Below are 21,109 nucleotides of genomic sequence, written 5' to 3'. Positions count from 1 at the left end.
CACATGTCCTTTCCCCTCCTGACCGCGACGGCGGCGCTCCCGGCGATCGGCGCGATCGCCACCGCCGCCGTCCCCGCCGCGCGGCGCACCGCGGCCAAATGGCTCGCGCTGCTCTTCTCGCTGGGCACGCTCGTCCTGGCGGCGGTCGTCTTCCTCCGCTTCGAGCCGGGCGGCGACCGCTACCAGCTCACCGAGTCCCGGGCCTGGATCGCCGACTTCGGCGTCCGCTACGAACTGGGCGTCGACGGCATCGGGGTGGCGCTGCTGGGCCTCACCGCGCTGCTGATCCCGTTCGTGATCGCCGCGGCCTGGCACGACGCGGACCCCCTGGAGACGACGTCCACGCGCTGGCGCCCGACGCAGGGCTTCTTCGCCCTGATCCTCATGGTCGAGGCCATGGTGATCCTGTCGTTCGTCGCCACCGACGTCTTCCTCTTCTACATCCTGTTCGAAGCCATGCTCATCCCGATGTACTTCCTCATCGGAGGCTTCGGCGACCGGGCCCACGCGGGCACCGACGAGAGCGCCGCAACCCAGCGCTCGTACGCGGCGGTCAAGTTCCTCCTCTACAACCTGGCCGGCGGGCTGATCATGCTGGCCGCGGTCATCGGCCTCTACGTGGTCGCGGGCAGCTTCTCGCTCTCCGAGATCGCCGAGGCCCGCGCCAACGGCTCCCTGGAGATGGCGACCAGCACCGAGCGGTGGCTGTTCCTCGGCTTCTTCTTCGCCTTCGCGGTGAAGGCCCCGCTGTGGCCGCTGCACACCTGGCTGCCCAACGCGATGGGCGAGGCGACCGCCCCGGTCGCCGTGCTGATCACCGCGATCGTCGACAAGGTCGGCACCTTCGCGATGCTCCGCTTCTGCCTCGGGCTCTTCCCGGAGGCCAGCAAGTGGGCGACGCCGGTGGTCATCACCCTGGCGCTGATCTCCATCGTGTACGGGGCGCTCCTCGCGGTCGGCCAGCGCGACATCAAGCGGCTCATCGCCTACGCCTCGATCTCGCACTTCGGCTTCATCATCCTCGGCATCTTCGCGATGACGAGCCAGGGCCAGTCGGGCGCCACGCTCTACATGGTCAACCACGGCATCTCGACGGCCGCGCTGCTCCTGGTCGCCGGCTTCCTCATCACCCGGCGCGGCTCGCGGCTCATCGCGGACTACGGCGGGGTGCAGAAGGTCGCCCCCGTGCTGGCCGGGACGTTCCTCATCGGCGGACTCGCCACCCTGTCGCTGCCCGGACTCGCCCCGTTCGTCAGCGAGTTCCTGGTCCTGGTCGGCACGTTCAGCGCGTACCCGGTGGCCGGCGTCATCGCCACCTCCGGCATCGTGCTCGCCGCGCTCTACGTCCTGGTCCTCTACCAGCGCACGATGACCGGCCCGGTGCGGGAATCGGTCCGCTCCATGCCGGACCTCAAGGCCCGTGAGCTGGCGGTCGCGGTCCCGCTGATCGCCGTGCTGATCTTCCTGGGCGTCTTCCCGAAGCCGCTCACCGAGGTCGTCAACCCGGCGGTGGAGCACACCATGTCCGACGTACAGAAGAAGGACCCCCAGCCCGAGGTGGAGGCCGCCAAGTGAGCGCAACAGCTGTCCACAGTCTGTGGACGACGGCGAGCGGGGTGACATCGGCGGCGCCGGGCGACTCGTTCACCATGCCGAAGATCGAGTACACCCAGCTCATGCCGGTCCTGATCATCGTGGTCGCGGCCGTCCTCGGCATCCTGGTGGAGGCGTTCGTGCCGCGCCGGGCCCGGTACCACTCCCAGCTCTTCCTGAGCGTGGTGGCGGTCGCCGCCTCGTTCGCCGCGATCGTCGGCCTCGCCGCCGGCGGGTACGGCACCACGAAGGCGCAGATCGCGGCCATGGGCGCCATCGCGATCGACGGGCCCACCCTGTTCCTCCAGGGCACCATCCTCCTGGTCGCCATGGTGGCGGTGTTCACCTTCGCCGAGCGCCGGCTCGACCCCGGCAGCGGCGGCAACCACGTCGACTCGTTCGCCGCCCAGCCCGGGTCCGTCCCCGGCGGTGAGGGCGAGAAGGCCGCGGTGCGGGCCGGTTTCACCACCACCGAGGTCTTCCCGCTGCTGCTCTTCTCGGTGGCGGGGCTGCTGGTCTTCCCGGCCGCCAACGACCTGCTGACCCTCTTCATCGCGCTGGAAGTCTTCTCGCTCCCGCTCTACCTCCTGTGCGCCGTCGCCCGCCGCAAGCGGCTGATGTCGCAGGAGGCGGCCGTGAAGTACTTCCTGCTCGGCGCGTTCTCCTCCGCGTTCATGCTCTTCGGGATCGCCCTCGTCTACGGCTACTCCGGCTCCCTGTCGTACGCCCAGATCGCCAAGGTCGTCGACGGCTCGGTCCTGGAGATCGACCCGGCCCTCGCCGACACCATGGGCAACGACGCGCTGCTGCTCATCGGCGGCGCGATGATCCTGACCGGCCTGCTCTTCAAGGTCGGCGCGGTCCCGTTCCACATGTGGACCCCGGACGTGTACCAGGGCGCCCCGACCCCGGTCACCGGCTTCATGGCCGCCGCGACGAAGGTCGCCGCGTTCGGCGCCCTGCTGCGCCTGCTGTACGTGGCGCTGCCGGGCCTCACCTGGGACCTGCGGCCGGTCATGTGGGCGGTGGCCATCGTCACGATGCTGGCCGGAGCGATCGTCGCGATCACCCAGACCGACATCAAGCGGCTGCTGGCCTACTCCTCGATCGCGCACGCGGGCTTCATCCTCGCCGGCGTCATCGCGGCCAACCCGGAGGGCATCTCCTCGGTCCTCTTCTACCTGCTGGCCTACTCCTTCGTGACCGTCGGCGCGTTCGCCGTCGTCACGCTGGTGCGGGACGCGGGCGGCGAGGCCACCCACCTGTCGAAGTGGGCCGGGCTCGGCCGCCGCTCGCCGCTGGTCGCTGCGGTCTTCGCGGTGTTCCTGCTGGCCTTCGCGGGCATCCCGCTGACCTCCGGGTTCTCCGGCAAGTTCGCGGTGTTCAAGGCGGCCGCCGAGGGCGGGGCCGGGGCGCTGGTCGTCGTCGGTGTGATCTCCTCGGCCGTCGCGGCGTTCTTCTACATCCGCGTGATCGTCCTCATGTTCTTCAGCGAGCCGAAGGCGGACGGCCCCACGGTCGCCGTCCCGTCCCCGCTGACCATGACGACGATCGCGGTCGGCGTCGCCGTCACCCTGGTGCTGGGCCTGGCCCCGCAGTACTTCCTGGACCTGGCGAGCCAGGCGGGGGTCTTCGTGCGGTAGCCCCGCGCGGGGGAGCCCCGCAGTATGAGCGACGGCAGCGCCGGACGGTCGGTTATCCACAGACCGTCCGGCGTTGTCGTTGCCTCCGCCTATCGTGGACGGGGACGAGAGCAGGACGGGCCGGGGCCGGGCGTGCGGACCCACGGGGCACAGAGCACAAGCATGGGACGTGAGCATGGACGGGACCACCGGGACGGTGACCGGCACCGACACCGAGACCGACGGCGGCACCGGCGCGGGCGCCGAGAGCGAGGCGCGGCGCACACTGCACCGCGTCTTCGGCTACGAGTCGTTCCGCGGTGAGCAGGGCGAGATCATCGAGCACGTGGTGGCGGGCGGCGACGCGGTCGTGCTCATGCCGACCGGCGGCGGGAAGTCCCTCTGCTACCAGATCCCGTCGCTGGTCCGCCGGGGCACCGGCGTCGTCGTCTCCCCGCTGATCGCCCTCATGCAGGACCAGGTCGACGCCCTGCGCGCGCTCGGCGTCCGGGCCGGCTTCATGAACTCCACGCAGGACTTCGACGAGCGCCGCTCGATGGAGGCGCAGTTCCTCGCGGGCGAGCTGGACATCCTCTACCTGGCGCCCGAGCGGCTGCGGCTGGACTCCACGCTCTCCCTGCTGGCCCGCGGCGAGGTCTCCGTCTTCGCCATCGACGAGGCGCACTGCGTCGCCCAGTGGGGCCACGACTTCCGCCCGGACTACCTGGCCCTGTCCGTGCTCGGCGAGCGCTGGCCGGACGTACCGCGCATCGCCCTGACGGCGACCGCGACGAACGCCACGCACGAGGAGATCACCCGCCGGCTCTCCATGCCGGACGCGAAGCACTTCGTCGCCAGCTTCGACCGGCCGAACATCCAGTACCGGATCGTGCCGAAGACCGAGCCCAAGAAGCAGCTCCTCTCCTTCCTCAAGGAGGAGCACGCCGGGGACGCGGGCATCGTCTACTGCCTCTCGCGCAACTCCACGGAGAAGATCGCGGAGTACCTCAGCCGCAACGGCGTGGAGGCCGTGCCCTACCACGCGGGCCTGGACGCCGGGACCCGCGCCGCGCACCAGGCGCGGTTCCTCCGCGAGGAGGGGCTCGTCGTCGTCGCGACGATCGCGTTCGGCATGGGCATCGACAAGCCGGACGTCCGCTTCGTTGCCCACGTCGACCTGCCCAAGTCCGTCGAGGGCTACTACCAGGAGACCGGCCGCGCGGGCCGCGACGGGGAGCCGTCGACGGCCTGGATGGCGTACGGGCTCCAGGACGTCGTCCAGCAGCGCAAGCTCATCCAGGGCGGCGAGGGCGACGAGGCGTTCCGCCGCCGGGCCGCCTCCCACCTGGACTCGATGCTGGCCCTGTGCGAGACGGTCCAGTGCCGCCGGGCCCAGCTGCTCACCTACTTCGGCCAGGAGCCCACGGCCCCCGCCTGCGGCAACTGCGACACCTGCCTCACCCCGCCGGAGACCTGGGACGGCACCGTCGTCTCGCAGAAGCTGCTCTCCACGGTGGTGCGGCTCAAGCGCGAGCGGAACCAGAAGTTCGGCGCGGGCCAGATCATCGACATCCTGCTCGGCCGCAAGACCGCGAAGGTCATCCAGTTCGACCACGACCAGCTCTCGGTCTTCGGCATCGGTGAGGAGCTGGCCGAGGCGGAGTGGCGCGGCGTGGTCCGCCAGCTCCTCGCGCAGGGGCTGCTCGCCGTCGAGGGGGAGTACGGCACGCTGGTCCTGACCGACGAGAGCGCGACCGTGCTCGGCCGCGAGCGGGAGGTGCTGCTCCGCAAGGAGCCGAAGAAGCCCACGACCCGCTCGACGTCCTCGGCGGGCGGCTCCCGGGGCGGCAAGGGCAAGGCGGCCGCCGCCGACCTCCCCGAATCCGCCGTCCCGGTCTTCGAGGCGCTGCGCGCCTGGCGCGGGGCGACCGCGAAGGAGCAGGGCGTCCCCGCGTACGTGATCTTCCACGACGCGACGCTGCGGGAGATCGCGACCGTCCACCCGACGACGATCGGGGAGCTGGGCGGTATCAGCGGCCTGGGCGAGAAGAAGCTCGCGACGTACGGGGAGGGCGTGCTGGAGGTCCTGGCCGAGACGTCCCCGGGAGGGCCCTCGGAGACATCCCCGGCCCCGGCCTCCGCGCCGCGCGAGGCGCCAGCCTCCGCGCCGCGCGAGGCGCCAGCCTCCGCCCGTCCGCAAGCCCAGGCCCAGGCCGCTCCGGCTCCCGCGTCGCGCCCGGCCCCGGCCCGTCCGCAGACGCCGGCCGCCCCGGCGCAGCAGTACGGCGACCCCGAGTTCGCCTGGGACGAGGAACCGCCCGAGTACGAGTGAGCCGCACCGGGCGGCAGGGCCGAGGAGGGGCGTCTACGCCTCCGGCTCCGCCGCCCGGCGACGGGGCGTGATCGCCGTCAGGTCCAGGTCCACGGCGAAGGGCACCGACACCTTCATCCGGTCGTGGAAGATCCCGGTCGAGGTGTACGTACCGGTGGCCGGTTCCCGCTCGAAGACGTAGACCACCGCACGCCCGTCGTGGTTCTCCACCCGCCAGTAGTGGGGGATGGCCGCGCGGGCGTACTTCACGGGCTTGGTCTCCCGGTCGCGGGAGCGGGACTCCGGTGAGACGACCTCGATGGCCAGGCGGACCGCCTCGGCGGGGAACCGGGTCTGGTCCGGGTCCTTGATGACGGCACCGTCGATGACGATCACATCGGGTTCGGGGCGGTTGTAGCGGTCGATGTCGATGGTGAACTCGCGCACGACCTCCAGATCGGGCGGTACCAAGGACTGCAGCTGCCAGTTGAAGAAGTCGACCGCTCGCGAATGGAAAAGGGTCTGCGGACTCACGAAAACGAGACTCCCGTCGATCAGCTCCGTGTGCGGAGGCAGATTCGGGAGTGTGTCCAGGTCATCGGCAGTCCAGCCGCCCTCGGGCGGGACCGCCCACCGCGGCTGGGACGCCTCGGGTTCGATGCTCATCATTGCTCCCATGGGGAGGAGTCTCGCGGACCCGACCAGCGTATCCGCCGGGAACCGGATGAGGATGACCCGAACGTGTGAACGGCCCCCGCGTCGCTGACCTGCGTGTTCTCACTTCGCCCGGAAGCGGCGGGCCATGGCCACGAGCAGGCGGGGGAGCTTCGGCCCCGCGCAGGCGTGGTCGATCAGCTGGTTGCGGTAGGGGGAGGGCGGCAGGTCCGGGGCCAGGGCGATCAGGGCCTTCAGGTCGTCGGGCGAGCCGGACAGGCGGGTGCGGTAGGCGGCGTGGGCGGCGCGCAGGGCGATCTCGTCGGGCCCGTGTTCCAGACCGCGTCCGGCCAGCTCCACCGCCGCGGCGAAGTCGCCCTGCTCGGCGCGGATGTCCGCGAGGTCCAGGAAGAGGGACCAGTTGGCGGGGTCCAGCGCGATCGCGCTGTCGAAGGCGGCGGCGGCCCGGTCCAGATCGCCCATCACACGCCAGGTGGACCCCCGGGCGACGGCGGTCCACATGACCGGCTCGATGGCGTCGGCGCGGTCGCACAGGGCGAAGGCCAGGTCGTAGCGGCCGCAGGCCCGGGGCAGCCGGGACATGGCCGCCGGCGACTCCGGAACGGGGCTGCGCCCGCCGACCGCCTCGACGGCGTGGAACCACGGCGCGAACCGCTCCCGCATGGCGTCGGTGTCCAGGTCGTGGCCGTAGTCCAGCGTCCGCAGGCACGCCTCGGCCAGTGCCTCGGGGCTCACCTCGTCCAGGAACCGCTCGTCGCTGAACCAGGGCGCCGCGCCCCACGCCACGTCCGGCCGCGCACCGGTGACCGAGCCGAGGGCCATCGCCGCGTCGTCCATGTTCCCGTCGAGGAAGAAGAAGTACGCCTGGGCCGTGACGGCGCTGACGGAGCCGTTCCCCGCCAGACCCGCCTCCAGTTCCGGGCGGCGCTCCCGCCACAGCCCGGCGAGGGAGGCGTACGGTTCCGGGGCCGCCGGCGACGAGGCGACCGCCCCCACCAGGAGCTCCACGGCGGCCACCGGGTTTCCCCCGCAGTGCGCCATCACCCCGGCGAGACCGACTCCCGCCGCCACGGACTGATTCGACATGACCGGGAGCGTACCCGCGGCCGAGGGCCCCGGAGCCCCCGGGTACCGGCCGTGATCGGCCCGCCGGGCCCTGTGGCACGATCACCGGATGCTGAGACTCACCGACTTCATCATCGACTGCCCGGACACCAGGGAACTGGCGTCCTTCTACTCCGAGGTGACGGGCCGACCGGTCAACAAGGGCAGCGACGAGGACTGGGCCGGCATCGCGTTCGGCGAGGTCGAACTCGCCTTCATCCGGGTCGACGACTACCGGGCCCCGCTGTGGCCCGACGGCGAGCACCCGAAGCAGTTCCACCTCGACTTCGAGGTGGACGACATCGAGGCCGAGGAGCGCCGCGTCCTGGCCCTCGGCGCGACCCTCCGCCAGGATTTCATCGGTCCCGAAGGCTACGGCTGGCGCGTCTACACCGACCCGATCGGCCACCCCTTCTGCCTCTGCCGCAACAAGGGCGTCGTCTGGACCGACGAGGGCCCCACCTGGCCCTGAGACGCCGTCACCGGGGCGGCCCTCCGGCCGGGCGCCCCACAGCCCTCGGACTCCCACGCCCCTCAGCCCCCGCCGCCACCCCCACGGCCCTCAGTCCCCGCCGCCCCCTCCACAGCCGGCTCCGCCGCCCCCGTCGCTCCAGCCGCCTCCGCCGCCCCCGGCGCTGCTCGACCGGCTCTGGCGGACGTTCTGGTGGACGGCCGAGGCGATCCAGTGGGTGCGGCGGGCGGTCCTCATCGCCGAGCGGCCCTCTCGGCCCGTGGTGGTGAGGGTTCCGGCGAGGCCGGCCGCCGAGACCAGGCCCGCGAGGGCGCGGCTGCGCGCGTCCGGGAAGTCCCGGGCCTCCGCCTGGCCGAAGCGCCACCGGGTCGCGCCCGTCAGGTCGGGGTCGCCGGGGACGTGCCGCAGGGAGGGGAAGACGCCGAGGACGCGCCGGGCCTCGCGGCGCAGGAGGCCCCGTTCGACCAGGTGGGCCAGGTGGAGTTCCTCGGCGTTGCGGGCGTACTGGCGGGTCCAGACCCTGGGGCTGGTGCCGGAGAAGAAGCGGCTCCTCCTGGCCGGTGCGCCGAGGGTGCCCAGCAGCGTGGACAGCACGGGGTGGGCCGGGCCCAGGGGGGTGACCACCTGGACCCGGCCGCGCTCCTCGCGTATCAGGCCCTGGAGCTCCAGCTCGGCGAGGGCCGCGCCCGCCACCGCGTACCGCAGGAAGGAGCGGTTGCCGAGGGGCCTGCCGCGCTCGGTGTCCAGCGTCAGCAGGAGCAGTTCCTCGGGCAGCGTCAGCGCGGAGGCGTCGTCCGTCATGGCGCGCTGGTGATCCTTCCGGTCACGTCGCCGAGGCCGACGCGGGTGCCGTGCGGCCCCGGGGCCCAGGCGGTCAGTGTGACCGTGTCGCCGTCCTCCAGGAACGTCCGCTTGCCCTCGGCCAGTTCGAGCGGCTCGCTGCCGTTCCAGGTCAGCTCCAGGAGCGAGCCGCGCTGGCCGGGCTCGGGGCCGCTGACCGTACCGGAGCCGTACAGGTCGCCGGTGCGCAGGGACGCGCCGTTGACCGTCATGTGGGCGAGCTGCTGGGCCGCCGTCCAGTACATCGAGGCGAACGGCGGCTCGGCGACGACCTGCCCGTTGATCTCCACGGTGATCCGGATGTCGAAGCCGCCCGGCTCCTCCTCCCCGGCGTCGTCGAGATAGGGCAGGAGCGGGAAGTCCCGGGCGGGCGGGGCGGTGCGCGCCGCGTCCAGGGCCTCCAGCGGGGTGACCCAGGCGGAGACGGACGTCGCGAAGGACTTGCCGAGGAACGGGCCGAGCGGCACGTACTCCCACGCCTGGAGGTCGCGCGCGGACCAGTCGTTGAGCAGGAAGAGGCCGAAGACGTGCTCGCGGAAGCCGTTCAGCGGCACCGGGGCGCCGTGCGCGGAGGGGACACCGACGACGAAGCCGACCTCGGCCTCGATGTCGAGCTTCACCGAGGGGCCGAAGACCGGCGCCGGGTCGCTGGGGGCCTTGCGCTGGCCGTTCGGGCGCACCACGTCGGTGCCGGAGACGACGACGGTTCCGGACCGGCCGTGGTAACCGATCGGCAGGTGCTTCCAGTTGGGGGTGAGCGCGTCGCCGTCCGGCCGGAAGATCTTCCCGACGTTGGTGGCGTGGTGCTCGCTCGCGTAGAAGTCGACGTAGTCCGCCACCTCGTACGGCAGGTGCAGCGTCACCGCGTCCACCGGGTGCAGCAGCGGCTCGATGTCGGCGCGGTGGGCGGGGACGGTCAGCCAGGCGGTGAGCGCGCGGCGCACATCGCTCCAGGCGGTGCGGCCCGCCGCGAGCAGGGGGGTCAGGCTCGGCTGCGCGAGCAGCCCCGCGTACGGGGAGCCCAGCGCGTGGGCGGCGGCCCCGGCGTCCAGCACGTGGTTGCCGATGCGGACGCCGACCCGGCGGACGCCGGGGTGGTCGGGGGCGGAGAACACACCGTACGGAAGGTTGTGCGGGCCGAAGGGGTCGCCCTCGGCCAGGTCGAGCGGGCTGCTCTGCTCGGGCATGTGGTGCTGCCTCGCTTTCCAGGTCGTGTTAGGGGACACGTTACGTCGGGGCTCCTACCCGGCGGCAGGCCCTGACTGTCCTCAACTGCACCTATTGCCCGGAAAGTTCGACGGCCCCCGGAGATCTCCCCGGGGGCCGTCGAAGGTGGCTCCCGGGGAGGAACCGGGGGCCCTCGGAGGCGGCTCAGCCCGCCGTGCGCGGGATGCGCTTCTCCCACGTGCGGTGGAAGACGACCTCCTCGCCGTCCTTGCACACCACCTCGTTCGACGTGATGAAGTCGTGCTCGTCGGCGGCGATCTCCGAGCGCGTCTCGATCTCCACGTCCCAGCCCGCCTCCGGCCGGTGCAGCCGGATCCGCCAGTCGGAGCGGGTGCGCGCGGAGAGCGGGTCGTCCTGCTGGATCGTGTACGTCTCCAGGGCGTCCTCGGTGAATTCGAGGCCGTCGGGGTAGACCCGCGTACCGCCGTAGCGGGGGTCCACCTCCAGCCGCCATTCGCCCCGGGCGACATCGCGGACGACGAGGCGTTCGGGGCGCGGCTCCTCCAGGGTGACGGGGTGGACCACGCCGAGCGGTTCGGACTGCTCCGGTTCGCCGAAGGTGATCGCCGGGTCCTCGGTGTGGCGGCGCACCGGCAGCTCGACGAAGCTGCCGTCCGCGTCGAGGGTGAAGCCCGCCGACCCCGCCTGGGGCCAGATCCACGGCCAGTACGCGGAGGAGACCGCGATCCGGATGCGGTGGCCGGGGGCGAAGGTGTGCCCGATGCCGTTGAGGTCGAAGACGACGTCCTCGGTCTCGCCCGGCGGCCAGGCGTCGGTGCGGTCGCGGCCGTGCCGGGCGGCGAGGTTGAGGACGCCCCGGGTGATGAGCGTGGAGGAGCCGTCGGGCGCCACGTCGCAGAGCCGCGCGACGGCCTGGCCGCGCTCCACGTCCATCCGCAGCCGCAGCTTCACCCGGGGCCGGCCGAGGATCTCGATCGGCGCGTCCGTCACCGGGAACTCGAACGACACCGACTTGGCGTCCTCGTCCCGCTGGTCCGGCGGCAGGTCCGCGTCGTTGCCGAACGGGAAGAAGCGGCCCGCGTCGAGCCCGGTCTGCTGCGGCGACGCGACGATCCGCTCACCGCCCTGGAGGGCGTACGCCACCGGGGTGACGTTCTCCGAGGGCCAGGAGGCGTCCCCGACCCAGCGGCCCGGCAGCGTCTCGTACACCGTGGCGGGCGGGTGCGGGCCGCTGATCCAGGACCGCAGCAGCGGTTCCCGCATCACGCCCGTCTCCTTGCCCTTGAGGTGCTGGTCCCACCAGCGCAGCGTCTCCTGGAGGAAGCCGATCGCGGGCCCCGGGGGCAGCCCCCGGTCCGGGTACTGGTGCGACCACGGCCCGATGATCCCGCGCACCTGCCCCGGGTCCAGGTGCTCCACCAGCCGCAGGACGGTGTCCCGGTACGGGTCGTGCCAGCCGCCGACCGCGAGCACGTTCGCCTTGATCGCGCCGTAGTCCTCGCAGACGCTGCCGTGCTTCCAGTAGGCGTCGCGGCTCTGGTGGGCGAGCCAGGTGTGGATGAAGGGGTCGACGGCCTCCAGCCGCCGGAGCCACATCTCCTTCCACGCGTCGCCGACCTGCGCCGGGTCCGGCGGGCGGCAGACGAAGGCGAGCATGGTGGCCGCCCAGGCGTGCATGTCCACGGCGAGGACCGAGCCGCCCATGTAGTGCACGTCGTTGTCGTAGCGGTCGTCGGCCGAGCAGACGGTGACGATCGCCTTCAGCGGCTCGGGGGCGAGCGCGGCGATCTGGAGCGAGTTGAAGCCGCCCCAGGAGATCCCGAACATCCCGACCCGGCCCGAGCACCACTCCTGCTGGGCCAGCCAGTGGATGACGGCCACCCCGTCCTGGAGCTCCTGCGCGTCGTACTCGTCGCCCGGCAGCCCCTCGCTGTTGCCGTGGCCCCGCACGTCGACCCGTACGGAGGCGTAGCCGTGGCCCGCGTACCAGGGGTGGCGCTGCCAGTCGCGGGGGGCGGTCCAGTCGCTGAGCCGGTAGGGCAGGTACTCCAGCAGGGCGGGGACCGGCTCCTCGGTCAGCGGCCGCCAGATCCGGGCATAGAGCCGGGTGCCGTCGGGCAGCGGGATGTACACGTCCTCGCGGGTGGTCTCGTACGGGAAGTCGGTCGTGATGTTCATGGGGCCACCTCGGTGGGGGACGGGGTGTCGGGTCGGTGGGGGGACGCTGCGCGGCGTACGGGCCGGCGAGCGGCATACGGGTGGGGTCGCGGTGTGCGGGCGGGAGAGCGGCATACGGGTGGGAGTCAGTGGACCGGGTGCATCGTGCGCTTCAGCCAGGGGGCGGCGGCGATCATCGCGATGCCGGCCGCCACGGCGACGGCCCCGTTGACGCCGAAGTACGCGGGGTTGGAGACCTCCCCGTACAGCTTCACGATCTGGGCCTGGATGCCGTTGGCGAGGGCCAGCGAGAGGAACCAGAGCGCCATCGTCTGGCTCGCGAACGCCTTCGGGGCGAGCTTGGTGGTGGCGGACATGCCCGAGGTCTCCAGCAGGACGTCGCCGAGCCCGAGCAGCAGGTACGAGCCGACGATCCACCAGGCCGCCATGCGGTACGTGTCGTCCGCGTGCCCGGAGGTCGGCAGGACCATCAGGAGGAAGGAGAGCCCGCCGAGGATCACCCCGAAGGCGATCTTGTTGGAGGCGTGCGGCTGGCGGGTCCCCATCCGCGCCCAGACGGCGGCGACGACCGGGGCGAGCGCGACCTCGAAGGCGCCGAGCGCGGAGGCGTACCAGCCGGCCGGGAAGGTGAAGCCGAGGATCTCGGTGCGGGCGTTGGTCGACGCGAGCAGCATCATCGTCGAGTACGCCTGGAAGAGGATGAAGTTGAAGACGACGGAGCCGAGGAAGAGGACGACGTACGGGCGGAGCCTGCCGCGCTCCTCGGGGGTGACCCGGGGGGAGCGGAACATCACCACGAAGTAGACGACCGGCGCGATCACCGAGATGACGGTCAGGACGTCCACGAACCGGTCCATCGTCAGCCAGCCGGCGAGCGCCAGGGCGGTGGCCGCCAGCGCGACCGCGACCGCACCGCCGACGATCAGCCGCACCGCCCGGCGCATCGCCGCGGGGGCCAGCGCGAACTCGGCGGCGTGCTTGCGCCCGGCCAGGTGACGGCGGCCCGCGACGTACTGGATCAGCCCGAAGGTCATGCCGATCGCGGCGGCCGAGAAGCCCCAGTGCCAGCTCCAGTGCTCGCCGAGCCAGGCGGTGACCAGCGGACCGGCGAACGCGCCGATGTTGATGCCCATGTAGTAGAGGGCGAACCCGGCGTCGCGCCGCTCGTCGTCGGTCCGGTACAGCTTGCCGACCATGGAGGCCACATTGGGTTTGAGCAGGCCCGTTCCGGCGCTGATCAGGCCGAGGCCCACCCAGGTCATGGCGTCGGTGGGGACGGCCATGCAGTAGTGGCCGCAGGCGATGAGGATGCCGCCGTACAGCACCGCCCGGTACGAGCCGAGGATGCGGTCGGCGAGCCAGCCGCCCGCGACGGAGACCAGGTAGACCAGCGTCCCGTACGCGGCGGAGACCGAGGCGGCGGTCCCCGGGTCCATGGCCATGCCGCCGTGGGCCACCGTGTCGGCGAAGAACAGCACCAGGATGGCCTGCATGCCGAGGAACGAGAACCGCTCCCAGACCTCCAGCCCGGACAGGGTCATCAGCCCCCGTGGCTGGCCGAAGAAGGCGTGGTCGTCCTGGGGCGCGGGCTGGTCCGGCGCGGTACCGGCGGTGCTGTGGGACAAAGCGGCTACTCCTGATCGTATGAGCTGATGCCGAACATACCGGCGGTCATGGGAAGCCGCCCACGGTGATCCACAGCGGACCGGATACGCTGAAGCAGCGAAGAGAGACAGCGACACATCGACATTGCGTGTGATCGTCAGCAGACAGGAGATGCCCTCGTGACCGTCGTCGGGCCGTTCGGACTGCACGTGCGGGACCAGGCTCTTGAGGCCGATGTCCAGTCGGGCCTGGCCGCTGTCGAGGCAGGTCTGCTCGAAGCCACCAAGAGCGATGTCCCCTTCATCACGGAAGCCGCCCAGCACCTGTTGCGGGCCGGCGGCAAGCGGTTCCGCCCCTTGCTGGTCATGCTCGCGTCACAGTTCGGCGATCCGGACGCCCCCGGGGTCGTCCCCGCCGCCGTCGTCGTCGAGCTGACGCACCTCGCCACGCTCTACCACGACGACGTGATGGACGAGGCCGACGTCCGGCGTGGCGTGCCCAGCGCCAACACCCGCTGGGGCAACTCGGTGGCCGTCCTCACCGGCGACTTCCTCTTCGCCCGCGCCTCCCACATCCTGGCCGACCTCGGCCCCGAGGCCGTCCGCATCCAGGCGGAGGCGTTCGAGCGCCTGGTCACCGGCCAGATCCTGGAGACGGCGGGCCCGCGCGACGGGCGCGACCCGGGCGACCACTACCTGGACGTGCTCAGCGGCAAGACCGGCTCGCTCGTCGCCGTGTCCGGCCGGTTCGGCGCGCTCATGTCCGGGGCCGACGAGCGGACGGTGGACGTGCTCACCCAGTACGGGGAACGGCTCGGCATCGCCTTCCAGCTCGCCGACGACGTGCTCGACATCGCCTCCGACTCCCACGAGTCCGGCAAGACGCCCGGCACCGACCTGCGCGAGGGCATCCCGACCCTTCCGGTCCTGCGGCTGCGCGCCCAGGCGGCGGCCGACGGCAAGCCCGACGACCTGGAGCTCGTCGAGCTGCTCGACTCCGACCTGAGCAGTGACGAGGCGCTGGCCGAGGTGCTGCGCCGGCTGCGCGCCCACCCGGCGCTGGAGCAGGCCCGCCAGGACACCGTGCGCTACGCCCAGGAGGCGCGCGCCACGCTGGCGCCGCTGCCCGAGGGGTACGCGAAGTCCGCGCTGGAGGAGCTGTGCGACACGGTGGTGCACCGCGCGGGCTGAGCCCCACGGTGTTCCGGCGCGGTGTACGGGGCTCCGCCCGGGGTACGCGAGAGGCGTGACGGCGGGTCAGCCGTGCGGGGGCCTGCCCCCTACGGGGCGGCGTACCTGCCCCATCCGGTTGTCATACCGGAGCAGTAGGCGGAGTTGATTCCCCGGGCTGACGCTTCGAGCCGTCCGATTTGGTCAGATGGTTACCAACGGAAGCCGCCGACCACGGAGGTAGGGCACACCATGGCACCCAACGACAGCGCAGAGACCACCGGCGAGGCCACGAGCACTGTCGGGGGAGGCCGCCGGAAGGCGTCGCGCTACATCGTCCCCGTCGCGGTCGCCGGGGTGGCGGCCGCGACCATCGGCCTCGTCCCGGCGCTCGCGAACACCGGCGACCCGGACCTGCCGAAGATCAGCGCGCAGGAACTCGTCGAGAAGATCGCCGCCTCCGACGAGGAGCAGCTCTCCGGCACGTTCAAGATCAGCACCGACCTGGGGCTGCCCCTCGACGGCCTCGCCGGCGCGCTCGTCCCGGGCGGGGAGCGCGGCGGCAAGGGCGGCGGCACGGCGGCCCCGCAGGACAAGCTCATGGAGCTGACGTCCGGCACGCACACGCTGCGGGTGGCGGCCGACGGCCCGGAGCGCCAGAAGCTCTCCATCCTCGGCTCGTCGTCCGAGTACAGCGTCATCCACGACCAGGGCGAGGTCTGGGCCTACGAGAACGGGTCCGACGAGGTCTACCACGCCGAGGCCCCCGAGGGCCGGGACGCCGGTGAGCACGCGGAGAAGGCCCCGAAGGGCGCCGCCGCCACCCCGAAGGACTTCGCCGAGCAGGCGCTCGCGACGGTCGGCGACACCACCTCGGTCACCGTGGACGGCACGGCGCAGGTCGCCGGGCGGGACGCGTACCAGCTCCTGATCAAGCCGAAGCAGTCCGGTTCCACGGTCGGCTCGATCCGGATCGCCGTGGACGCCGAGAACGGCGTACCGCTGAAGTTCACGCTCTCCGCGGCGAGCGGCGGCAAGGCCGTGGTGGACGCCGGGTTCACCAAGGTCGACTTCTCCAGGCCCGCCGCGTCCACGTTCGCCTTCACCCCGCCTGCGGGCGCCAAGGTGACCGAGGCCGACGAGCTGGAGACCGGCAAGGACGAGCACGGCGCGGCGCAGAAGGCGCTCCCCGGTCAGCTCGCCGAGCTGGAGGGCCTCGCCGGCGAGGAGGGCTTCAACGTCATCGGGGAGGGCTGGACCTCGATCGCCGAGATCAAGGCCCCCGGGGGCAAGGGCCTGCCCTCCGCGGAGTCGGGCGAGGTCCCGGCGGAGGCCCAGGGCTTCCTGGACGCGCTCGGCGACAAGGTCACCGGGAAGTTCGGTTCGGGCACGGTCTTCACGACGCGCCTGGTCAACGCCCTGCTGACGGACGACGGCTCGGTGTACGTCGGCGCGGTCACGAAGGACGCGCTGGTGCGCGCCGCCGACGCGGCCGCCCGGTAGGACGTTCCGCCGGTCGTCCGGTCTTCCGGTCTTCCGCTCCTCCGGTTTCCGCCCCGTCCCGCATCCGCGGGGCGGGGCGGACCTGTGATCGGGGCGCGGAAAGCCGGAAAGCCGGAAAGCCGAAGAGTCAGAAAGTCAGAGAGCCGAAGGGCCGGGAGGGGAGACCTCGGCCGACCGGGCCGGACCGGACCGGACCGGGCCGGACCGGACTGGACTGGACCGCTGGACCGGACTGGCCGGAACGGATCGGCGGGGTCCGGACGCGCCGTCGGCCGGGCGAGCCGTCCCCCGATCGGCTCGTCGCGGCACGAACGGCACGAACGATGCGGCTGATCGGAACGACACGACACGGTACGTTCCGTTTCCGCCTGGGTATTGTTCGGTCTTTGGCGACGAGATGTCAATAAGAGATTGGCTGGAACCCCCCTATGCTCACCGAATGACCACATCGCCGAGCAGCGCGCGCCGCAGCGAACGGTCGCGCCGCGCGATCCTGCGGGCCGCTCTGGACCTCTGCACCGAGCGGGGGTACGGCCACGTCACGATAGAGGCCATCGCGGCCGCGGCCGGGGTCAGCAAGAAGACGATCTACCGCTGGTGGCCGTCGAAGGGCGCGGTGCTGCTGGAGGCGTTCACCGATGCCCTGGTCGACGCCACACCGTTCGTGGACACGGGCGACATCGGCGCGGATCTGCGGACCCACGTCGCCGGTGCGGTGAAGCTGCTGTCGGTCCCGCCGTTCGGCCCCGCCTACGCGGGCATCCTCTCCGAACTGCACCACGACGACCGCCTGGCCCAGCAGTTGCGGGAGCAACTGGTCGATCCGCGCGTGGAGGAGGCCATCGGCCGACTGCGCAGCGCCCAGGACCGTGGCCAGATTCCGCCGGGCGCCGACCTCCCGCTGGCGGTGGAGATGCTGTACGGCCCGGTCTACTACCGCCACGTCCTGCGCAAGCCCATCCAGGACGGGGAGACGATCGCCACCCTGGTCGCCCACGTGCTGCGCGCGCTCCGGGCCCCGGGGTACTGAGACTCCGGTACGGCGGTATGTCTCCCCGGGCCCGTCAGTACGGGCTGCGCCCGTCGGGCCACTGGTGGCCCTCGGGCAGTTCGTTCCCGCCGCTGTCGACCACCGTGCAGTCCACGACGACCTTCGCGGGGTCACCGCCCTCGAAGACCCACACGATCAGTCGGTGCTTGACCATCTCGACCGTGAACTGCGGATCCGGCACGCCCTCACCCGGCAGGACGGTGAACTCGTCACCGGGCTTCAACCAGAAGACGTCACCGTACGGTTCGAGGAAGAGGCAGAGGACGTCGTCGCCGCCGTTCCGTACGGGGAGTCTGCTCACCGATGCCGCTCCGGTTCCTGCGTGTCCGCCGGATCCGCTGGCCCGGCGTCCGGAGAACGGGGCCGAAGTGCCGCAGCCGCCGACGTGCCGATGGGTCGACGTGCCGACCGCGAGCGCCGTCGGGAAAGGTTCGCCGAAAAGTGATGTCACGCCCATCATGACAGGTCAGAGGCGTTTTTCGTAGGAGTAACGGCACAGCGGGAGACCCTTGGCGGGCCTGTCGTCGGCCCTCAGAATTCCCGCTATGCATCCCACCCGGAAAGTTGATCAGGACGACATCGTGCGAGCGCGGAACGTGCTGCTCGCCTCGGGCCGCCGCACGGCGGGCGAAGAAGTGGACGCCTACCGGGTCCTCGCCCAGGTCAGCCCGGACGTCTACGCACCGCGTCTGGCCGACGCGCTCCTGGACCTCCGGTACAACCCTCTCACCCGCTCCTGGCACGCGTCCGCGCTGGAGCTGTCCGAGGAGGCGGTGGCCGCGGCCCGCTCCATCGACCCGGCCGAACCCGGCCGCGCGGACGTCCTCCACCGGGCGCTCGACGGCTGTCGGGAGGACCTGTACCGCCTGGGGCGGACCGACGAAGGTCTCGCCCGCTGCGCCGAGATGCTCGCCGTCGCCCGTGCTCAGGCCGAGGCGGCCGGAGAGCCGCTGGTCAAAGGGGTGAGGGAGTGGGCGGCGGGACTTTCCGAGGCCGGGCGGTACGCCGAGGCCGCCGACGCCATGGATCACCTGGTCGCGGCGCTCCGCCCCCGAGGCCCCGGGAGCGGGACCCTCGCCTGGACCCTCCTCGACCACATCGCCGCACTCCACGACGCCGGCCGTCCCGCCGGCGCCCTCGCCGCGTTCGAGGACCTCGTCACCATGGAAGCGGCCGAAGCCGCAGCCGACCGGGGTCCGTTGGCCTGCCACCTCCACGCGCTCACCGGGTACGTCCGGATGCTCGACGCCCACGGACTCGGCGAGCGGGCCGCCCTCGCGCGGCAGGAGGCGCTCGCCCTGCTGTCGGAGCTGGCCGACACCGGCGAGCGGAAGGAGTGGAGCGGCTACCAGCGGTCGTTCTGGGCGGAGTTGCTCACCCTCGCCGCCGCCTACGGCGAACCGTCCGAACCCGATGCCCCAAGCCCGCCGCCCGGCGCTGCACCGCTGCGCTGGTCACCCCGGGCCAAGTGGCGGTCCGTCGAGGGCCGTCACGCTCTCCGCGCCCGGGCGGACGCGCTGGCTCCCCGCGCTGCCGATGACCCGGACCGGTACCTGGCCGAACTGGTCCGCCTGCACCGGGCGTTCACCCTCCGCACCGCCGTCCACGGCGAGAAGCAGGTCCACCGGTTCGTGGACGAGGTGCGCCCCCTGTACGACGAGGGCGTGGACCTGGCCCGCCGACTGGCCCGGCACGATCCGGTGGAGGGCCCGCGGGCGCTGGCCGCGAGCCTCATCGACCGGTCCTCCCTGTACGCCGCCGCCCGCGACTTCGGCCCCGCCCTCGCCGACTTCCGCCAGGCCCTGACGCACCTGGAGGAGCCCGTCTGACCCGAGGGCTGAAGCGGCCCGAGAGCCGAAGCAGCCCGAGAGCTGAAGCGGCCCGCCTGTCCGGGCGCGGACGGGCGGGGCCGGTCACAGGTAGCAGTTCAGGATCAACGGCAGGTCCTGGAGCCACTCCTGGAGCCGGCTCTTCCGCCGGGCGTCGAGCAGGCACGGGTGGGCCGTGCCCGTGTGGAGATGGACGGCGACCCCGAGGTGCTTGGGACCCCCGACCCCGTACGTCACGGTGCGGATCTCGTCCCACGCGTACGACGTCTCCGTGCCGTCGGGGCCCAGCGTCACACCCTCCCCGTCGATCAGCAGGGAGGTACCCGGTCCGACCGCCACGAACGAGGGACCCTCGCCCGCCAGGGGCACTCCGCCGCCCGCCGCCTGCTGGTACGACGAAAAGGCGTGGGGCGGGGCCGTGCCCGGGGCCTGGGCAGGGTGGTGGTACTGCGGCGGGTAGCCGCCGGGAGCCGCCTGCTGGTACGGCCCGTAGGCAGAGGGGCCGGGCTGCTGGTACCCCGGAAAGCCGTTGTACGGGCCGGGCTGCTGGTACCCGGGATGGCCGTTGTACGGGCCCGGCTGCTGGTACGCCGGATACCCGGCGGGCGGGCCCGGCTGCTGGTACGCCGGGGAGCCTGTGGTGTACGGGCCCGGGTGCCGGTAGGCCGGGTAGCCCGTGGGCGGGCCCGGCGGCGAGGTGTGCGCGGAGGCCGGGGCGTACGCCGGGGGAGGCGGGGGCGCCGCCGCCGTGGGGGCGTGCGCCGGGCGGGGGCCGGGGGAGGGCGACGGCGTGGCGTCCGGCGCGAACCGGTCCAGCAGCGACGCCGGAGTGGGCCGCTCCTCCGGGTCCTTGGCCAGGCACGCCGCGACGACCGGCCGCAGCCCCTCCGGTACGGCAGCCAGATCCGGCGGCTCGTGCACCGACCGGTACATCATGCCCATCGGCGTACCCGCCCCGAACGCGCTGCCGCCCGCCGCCGCGACGAGCACCGCCCCCAGCGCGAACACGTCGGCGGACCCGCCGACCTCCTGGCCCTGCGCCTGCTCCGGCGCGAGGAACCCCGGGGTGCCGAAGGCCGTACCGGTGGCCGTCAGCCGCGTCGACTCCAGGGCCCGCGCGATGCCGAAGTCCAGGACCCGGGGGCCGTCCGACGCCATGATCACGTTGCCGGGCTTGAGATCGCGGTGCACCAGCCCGCAGCCGTGGATCGCCGCCAGCGCCTCGGCGAGCGCCGCGCCCAGCGCCCGCAACCGTGCCTCGTCCATCGGCCCCTCGGCCTCCAGGAGTGCGGAGAGGGTCGGCCCGGGGATGTACGCCGTGGCCAGCCAGGGCGCCGCCGCGTCCGGGTCCGCGTCCACCACGGGGGCCGTGTGGAAGCCGCCCACGCTGCGGGCGGCGGCGACCTCGGCGCGGAACCGCTCGCGGAAGTGCGGGTCGGCCGCCAGCTCCCGGCGGGCCACCTTCACGGCCACCGACCGGCCGCCCCGGGAGCGTGCCAGGTAGACGGTGCCCATGCCGCCCGCGCCCAGCTCCCGCTCGACGGTGTAGCCGCCGACCTGTTCCGGCAGATCACCGCCGTTCGCCCCGTACTCCATACGCTGTACGCCCCCCTGTGCTCCGGCGGTTCAGTATGACGCAGCGCCCCACCGCCGGTCCGGCCCCTCCGCCGGACGCTCCCGTGCCCCGCGACCACCCGCCGCCCGAGGCTCCCGTGCCCCCGCGACCGCCGGCTGCCCGGGCCCCGTGCTCCCGCGACCGCCGGCTGCCCGGGCCCCGTGCTCCCGCGACCGCCGGCTGCCCGGGGCCCGTGCTCCCGCGACCGCCGGCTGCCCGGGGCCCGGCCCGTGCGCGTTCACGCCTCTGCCGTCCACCGGTGGCCGGGCCCGGCCGGGCGGGCGATGCTGGACCGGCGCGTACCCGGATCCGGGCAGCGGTGCGCCGGAGCCGGAGGGCGGGTGGAGCCGTGGC

16 protein-coding genes are annotated in these 21,109 nt (G+C 72.6%); 8 read left to right on the top strand and 8 right to left on the bottom strand.

Translation table 11 applies throughout. The features are described from left to right. Positions 1-3 precede the first annotated feature (3 nt). The 3 genes from IF19_RS0117920 to recQ all read left to right on the top strand — a co-directional run bounded on the left by IF19_RS0117920 (position 4) and on the right by recQ (position 5,547). Positions 4-1,575 carry an NADH-quinone oxidoreductase subunit M gene (locus IF19_RS0117920; RefSeq protein ID WP_030112924.1) on the top strand — a complete coding sequence of 524 codons (1,572 nt, stop codon included), beginning with the start codon at positions 4-6 and terminating at the stop codon, positions 1,573-1,575. Next, positions 1,572-3,236 (top strand): NADH-quinone oxidoreductase subunit NuoN, encoded by a 1,665-nt coding sequence (gene nuoN, locus IF19_RS0117915; RefSeq protein WP_170757341.1) that lies wholly within the window; start codon positions 1,572-1,574, stop codon positions 3,234-3,236. The genes IF19_RS0117920 and nuoN overlap by 4 nt, the downstream gene beginning before the upstream one ends. A gap of 175 nt (positions 3,237-3,411) precedes the next feature. Further along, on the top strand, positions 3,412-5,547 hold the full coding sequence (gene recQ, locus IF19_RS0117910; protein WP_030112922.1) for a DNA helicase RecQ: 2,136 nt from the start codon (positions 3,412-3,414) through the stop codon (positions 5,545-5,547). 33 nt (positions 5,548-5,580) lie between these two features. Here the strand turns inward: recQ and IF19_RS0117905 are convergent, their stop codons facing one another. Next, complete coding sequence (locus tag IF19_RS0117905; RefSeq protein WP_030112921.1) at positions 5,581-6,192, bottom strand: Uma2 family endonuclease; 612 nt, start codon at positions 6,190-6,192, stop codon at positions 5,581-5,583. A gap of 111 nt (positions 6,193-6,303) precedes the next feature. After that, a complete protein-coding gene (locus tag IF19_RS0117900; RefSeq protein WP_030112920.1) occupies positions 6,304-7,287 on the bottom strand; it encodes a tetratricopeptide repeat protein in 984 nt (327 codons plus the stop codon). Between the two features lie 88 nt (positions 7,288-7,375). Between IF19_RS0117900 and IF19_RS0117895 the strand changes: the two genes are divergently transcribed. Beyond that, on the top strand, positions 7,376-7,777 hold the full coding sequence (locus IF19_RS0117895; protein ID WP_030112919.1) for a VOC family protein: 402 nt from the start codon (positions 7,376-7,378) through the stop codon (positions 7,775-7,777). A 90-nt stretch (positions 7,778-7,867) separates the two neighbouring features. Here the strand turns inward: IF19_RS0117895 and IF19_RS0117890 are convergent, their stop codons facing one another. The 4 genes from IF19_RS0117890 to IF19_RS0117875 form a co-directional block, all read right to left on the bottom strand. Next, complete coding sequence (locus IF19_RS0117890) at positions 7,868-8,578, bottom strand: GOLPH3/VPS74 family protein (protein ID WP_030112918.1); 711 nt, start codon at positions 8,576-8,578, stop codon at positions 7,868-7,870. Beyond that, positions 8,575-9,804 (bottom strand): fumarylacetoacetase, encoded by a 1,230-nt coding sequence (gene fahA / locus IF19_RS0117885; RefSeq protein ID WP_030277649.1) that lies wholly within the window; start codon positions 9,802-9,804, stop codon positions 8,575-8,577. Before fahA ends, IF19_RS0117890 begins: the two co-directional genes overlap by 4 nt. A gap of 184 nt (positions 9,805-9,988) precedes the next feature. Next, positions 9,989-11,983: a CocE/NonD family hydrolase gene (locus IF19_RS0117880; RefSeq protein WP_030112916.1), complete on the bottom strand. Its 1,995-nt coding sequence runs from the start codon at positions 11,981-11,983 to the stop codon at positions 9,989-9,991. A gap of 125 nt (positions 11,984-12,108) precedes the next feature. After that, the gene (locus IF19_RS0117875; protein ID WP_030112915.1) at positions 12,109-13,608 is read right to left on the bottom strand and encodes a peptide MFS transporter; all 1,500 of its coding nucleotides are present in this window, start codon (positions 13,606-13,608) and stop codon (positions 12,109-12,111) included. Between the two features lie 159 nt (positions 13,609-13,767). Here IF19_RS0117875 and IF19_RS0117870 point away from each other — a divergent pair, with 159 nt between their 5' ends. From IF19_RS0117870 to IF19_RS0117860, 3 genes are all read left to right on the top strand, one after another. Next, on the top strand, positions 13,768-14,778 hold the full coding sequence (locus IF19_RS0117870) for a polyprenyl synthetase family protein (RefSeq protein WP_030112914.1): 1,011 nt from the start codon (positions 13,768-13,770) through the stop codon (positions 14,776-14,778). 231 nt (positions 14,779-15,009) lie between these two features. Then, positions 15,010-16,260 carry a LolA family protein gene (locus IF19_RS0117865; RefSeq protein WP_030112913.1) on the top strand — a complete coding sequence of 417 codons (1,251 nt, stop codon included), beginning with the start codon at positions 15,010-15,012 and terminating at the stop codon, positions 16,258-16,260. 439 nt (positions 16,261-16,699) lie between these two features. Further along, complete coding sequence (locus tag IF19_RS0117860; RefSeq protein ID WP_030112912.1) at positions 16,700-17,290, top strand: TetR/AcrR family transcriptional regulator; 591 nt, start codon at positions 16,700-16,702, stop codon at positions 17,288-17,290. 34 nt (positions 17,291-17,324) lie between these two features. On the opposite strand, the gene IF19_RS0117855 is transcribed toward IF19_RS0117860, so the two are convergent. After that, positions 17,325-17,612, bottom strand: coding sequence for a hypothetical protein (locus IF19_RS0117855; RefSeq protein ID WP_030112911.1), 288 nt, complete (start codon positions 17,610-17,612; stop codon positions 17,325-17,327). 244 nt (positions 17,613-17,856) lie between these two features. Here IF19_RS0117855 and IF19_RS0117850 point away from each other — a divergent pair, with 244 nt between their 5' ends. Continuing rightward, positions 17,857-19,140, top strand: coding sequence for a hypothetical protein (locus IF19_RS0117850; RefSeq protein WP_106973629.1), 1,284 nt, complete (start codon positions 17,857-17,859; stop codon positions 19,138-19,140). An 84-nt stretch (positions 19,141-19,224) separates the two neighbouring features. Here the strand turns inward: IF19_RS0117850 and IF19_RS0117845 are convergent, their stop codons facing one another. Next, positions 19,225-20,736: a serine/threonine-protein kinase gene (locus IF19_RS0117845; RefSeq protein ID WP_030277648.1), complete on the bottom strand. Its 1,512-nt coding sequence runs from the start codon at positions 20,734-20,736 to the stop codon at positions 19,225-19,227. Positions 20,737-21,109: the final 373 nt, after the last annotated feature.

Source organism: Streptomyces californicus, assembly GCF_000717645.1.
In the GTDB taxonomy this organism is placed as follows: Bacteria; Actinomycetota; Actinomycetes; order Streptomycetales; family Streptomycetaceae; genus Streptomyces; species Streptomyces californicus.
Note: the sequence above shows the minus strand (reverse complement) of the source record. Positions and strands in the feature narration are given on the sequence as shown.

What these genes read in the sequence shown, in the direction of transcription:
- IF19_RS0117920 (WP_030112924.1), top strand. Translation starts at nt 4, where the DNA reads ATGTCCTTTCCCCTCCTGACCGCGACGGCGGCGCTCCCGGCGATCGGC.
- fahA (WP_030277649.1), bottom strand. Translation starts at nt 9,804, where the DNA reads ATGCCCGAGCAGAGCAGCCCGCTCGACCTGGCCGAGGGCGACCCCTTC.
- IF19_RS0117860 (WP_030112912.1), top strand. Translation starts at nt 16,700, where the DNA reads ATGACCACATCGCCGAGCAGCGCGCGCCGCAGCGAACGGTCGCGCCGC.
- IF19_RS0117900 (WP_030112920.1), bottom strand. Translation starts at nt 7,287, where the DNA reads ATGTCGAATCAGTCCGTGGCGGCGGGAGTCGGTCTCGCCGGGGTGATG.
- IF19_RS0117865 (WP_030112913.1), top strand. Translation starts at nt 15,010, where the DNA reads ATGGCACCCAACGACAGCGCAGAGACCACCGGCGAGGCCACGAGCACT.
- IF19_RS0117905 (WP_030112921.1), bottom strand. Translation starts at nt 6,192, where the DNA reads ATGAGCATCGAACCCGAGGCGTCCCAGCCGCGGTGGGCGGTCCCGCCC.
- IF19_RS0117895 (WP_030112919.1), top strand. Translation starts at nt 7,376, where the DNA reads ATGCTGAGACTCACCGACTTCATCATCGACTGCCCGGACACCAGGGAA.
- IF19_RS0117880 (WP_030112916.1), bottom strand. Translation starts at nt 11,983, where the DNA reads ATGAACATCACGACCGACTTCCCGTACGAGACCACCCGCGAGGACGTG.
- IF19_RS0117845 (WP_030277648.1), bottom strand. Translation starts at nt 20,736, where the DNA reads ATGGAGTACGGGGCGAACGGCGGTGATCTGCCGGAACAGGTCGGCGGC.
- recQ (WP_030112922.1), top strand. Translation starts at nt 3,412, where the DNA reads ATGGACGGGACCACCGGGACGGTGACCGGCACCGACACCGAGACCGAC.
- IF19_RS0117850 (WP_106973629.1), top strand. Translation starts at nt 17,857, where the DNA reads ATGCATCCCACCCGGAAAGTTGATCAGGACGACATCGTGCGAGCGCGG.
- IF19_RS0117890 (WP_030112918.1), bottom strand. Translation starts at nt 8,578, where the DNA reads ATGACGGACGACGCCTCCGCGCTGACGCTGCCCGAGGAACTGCTCCTG.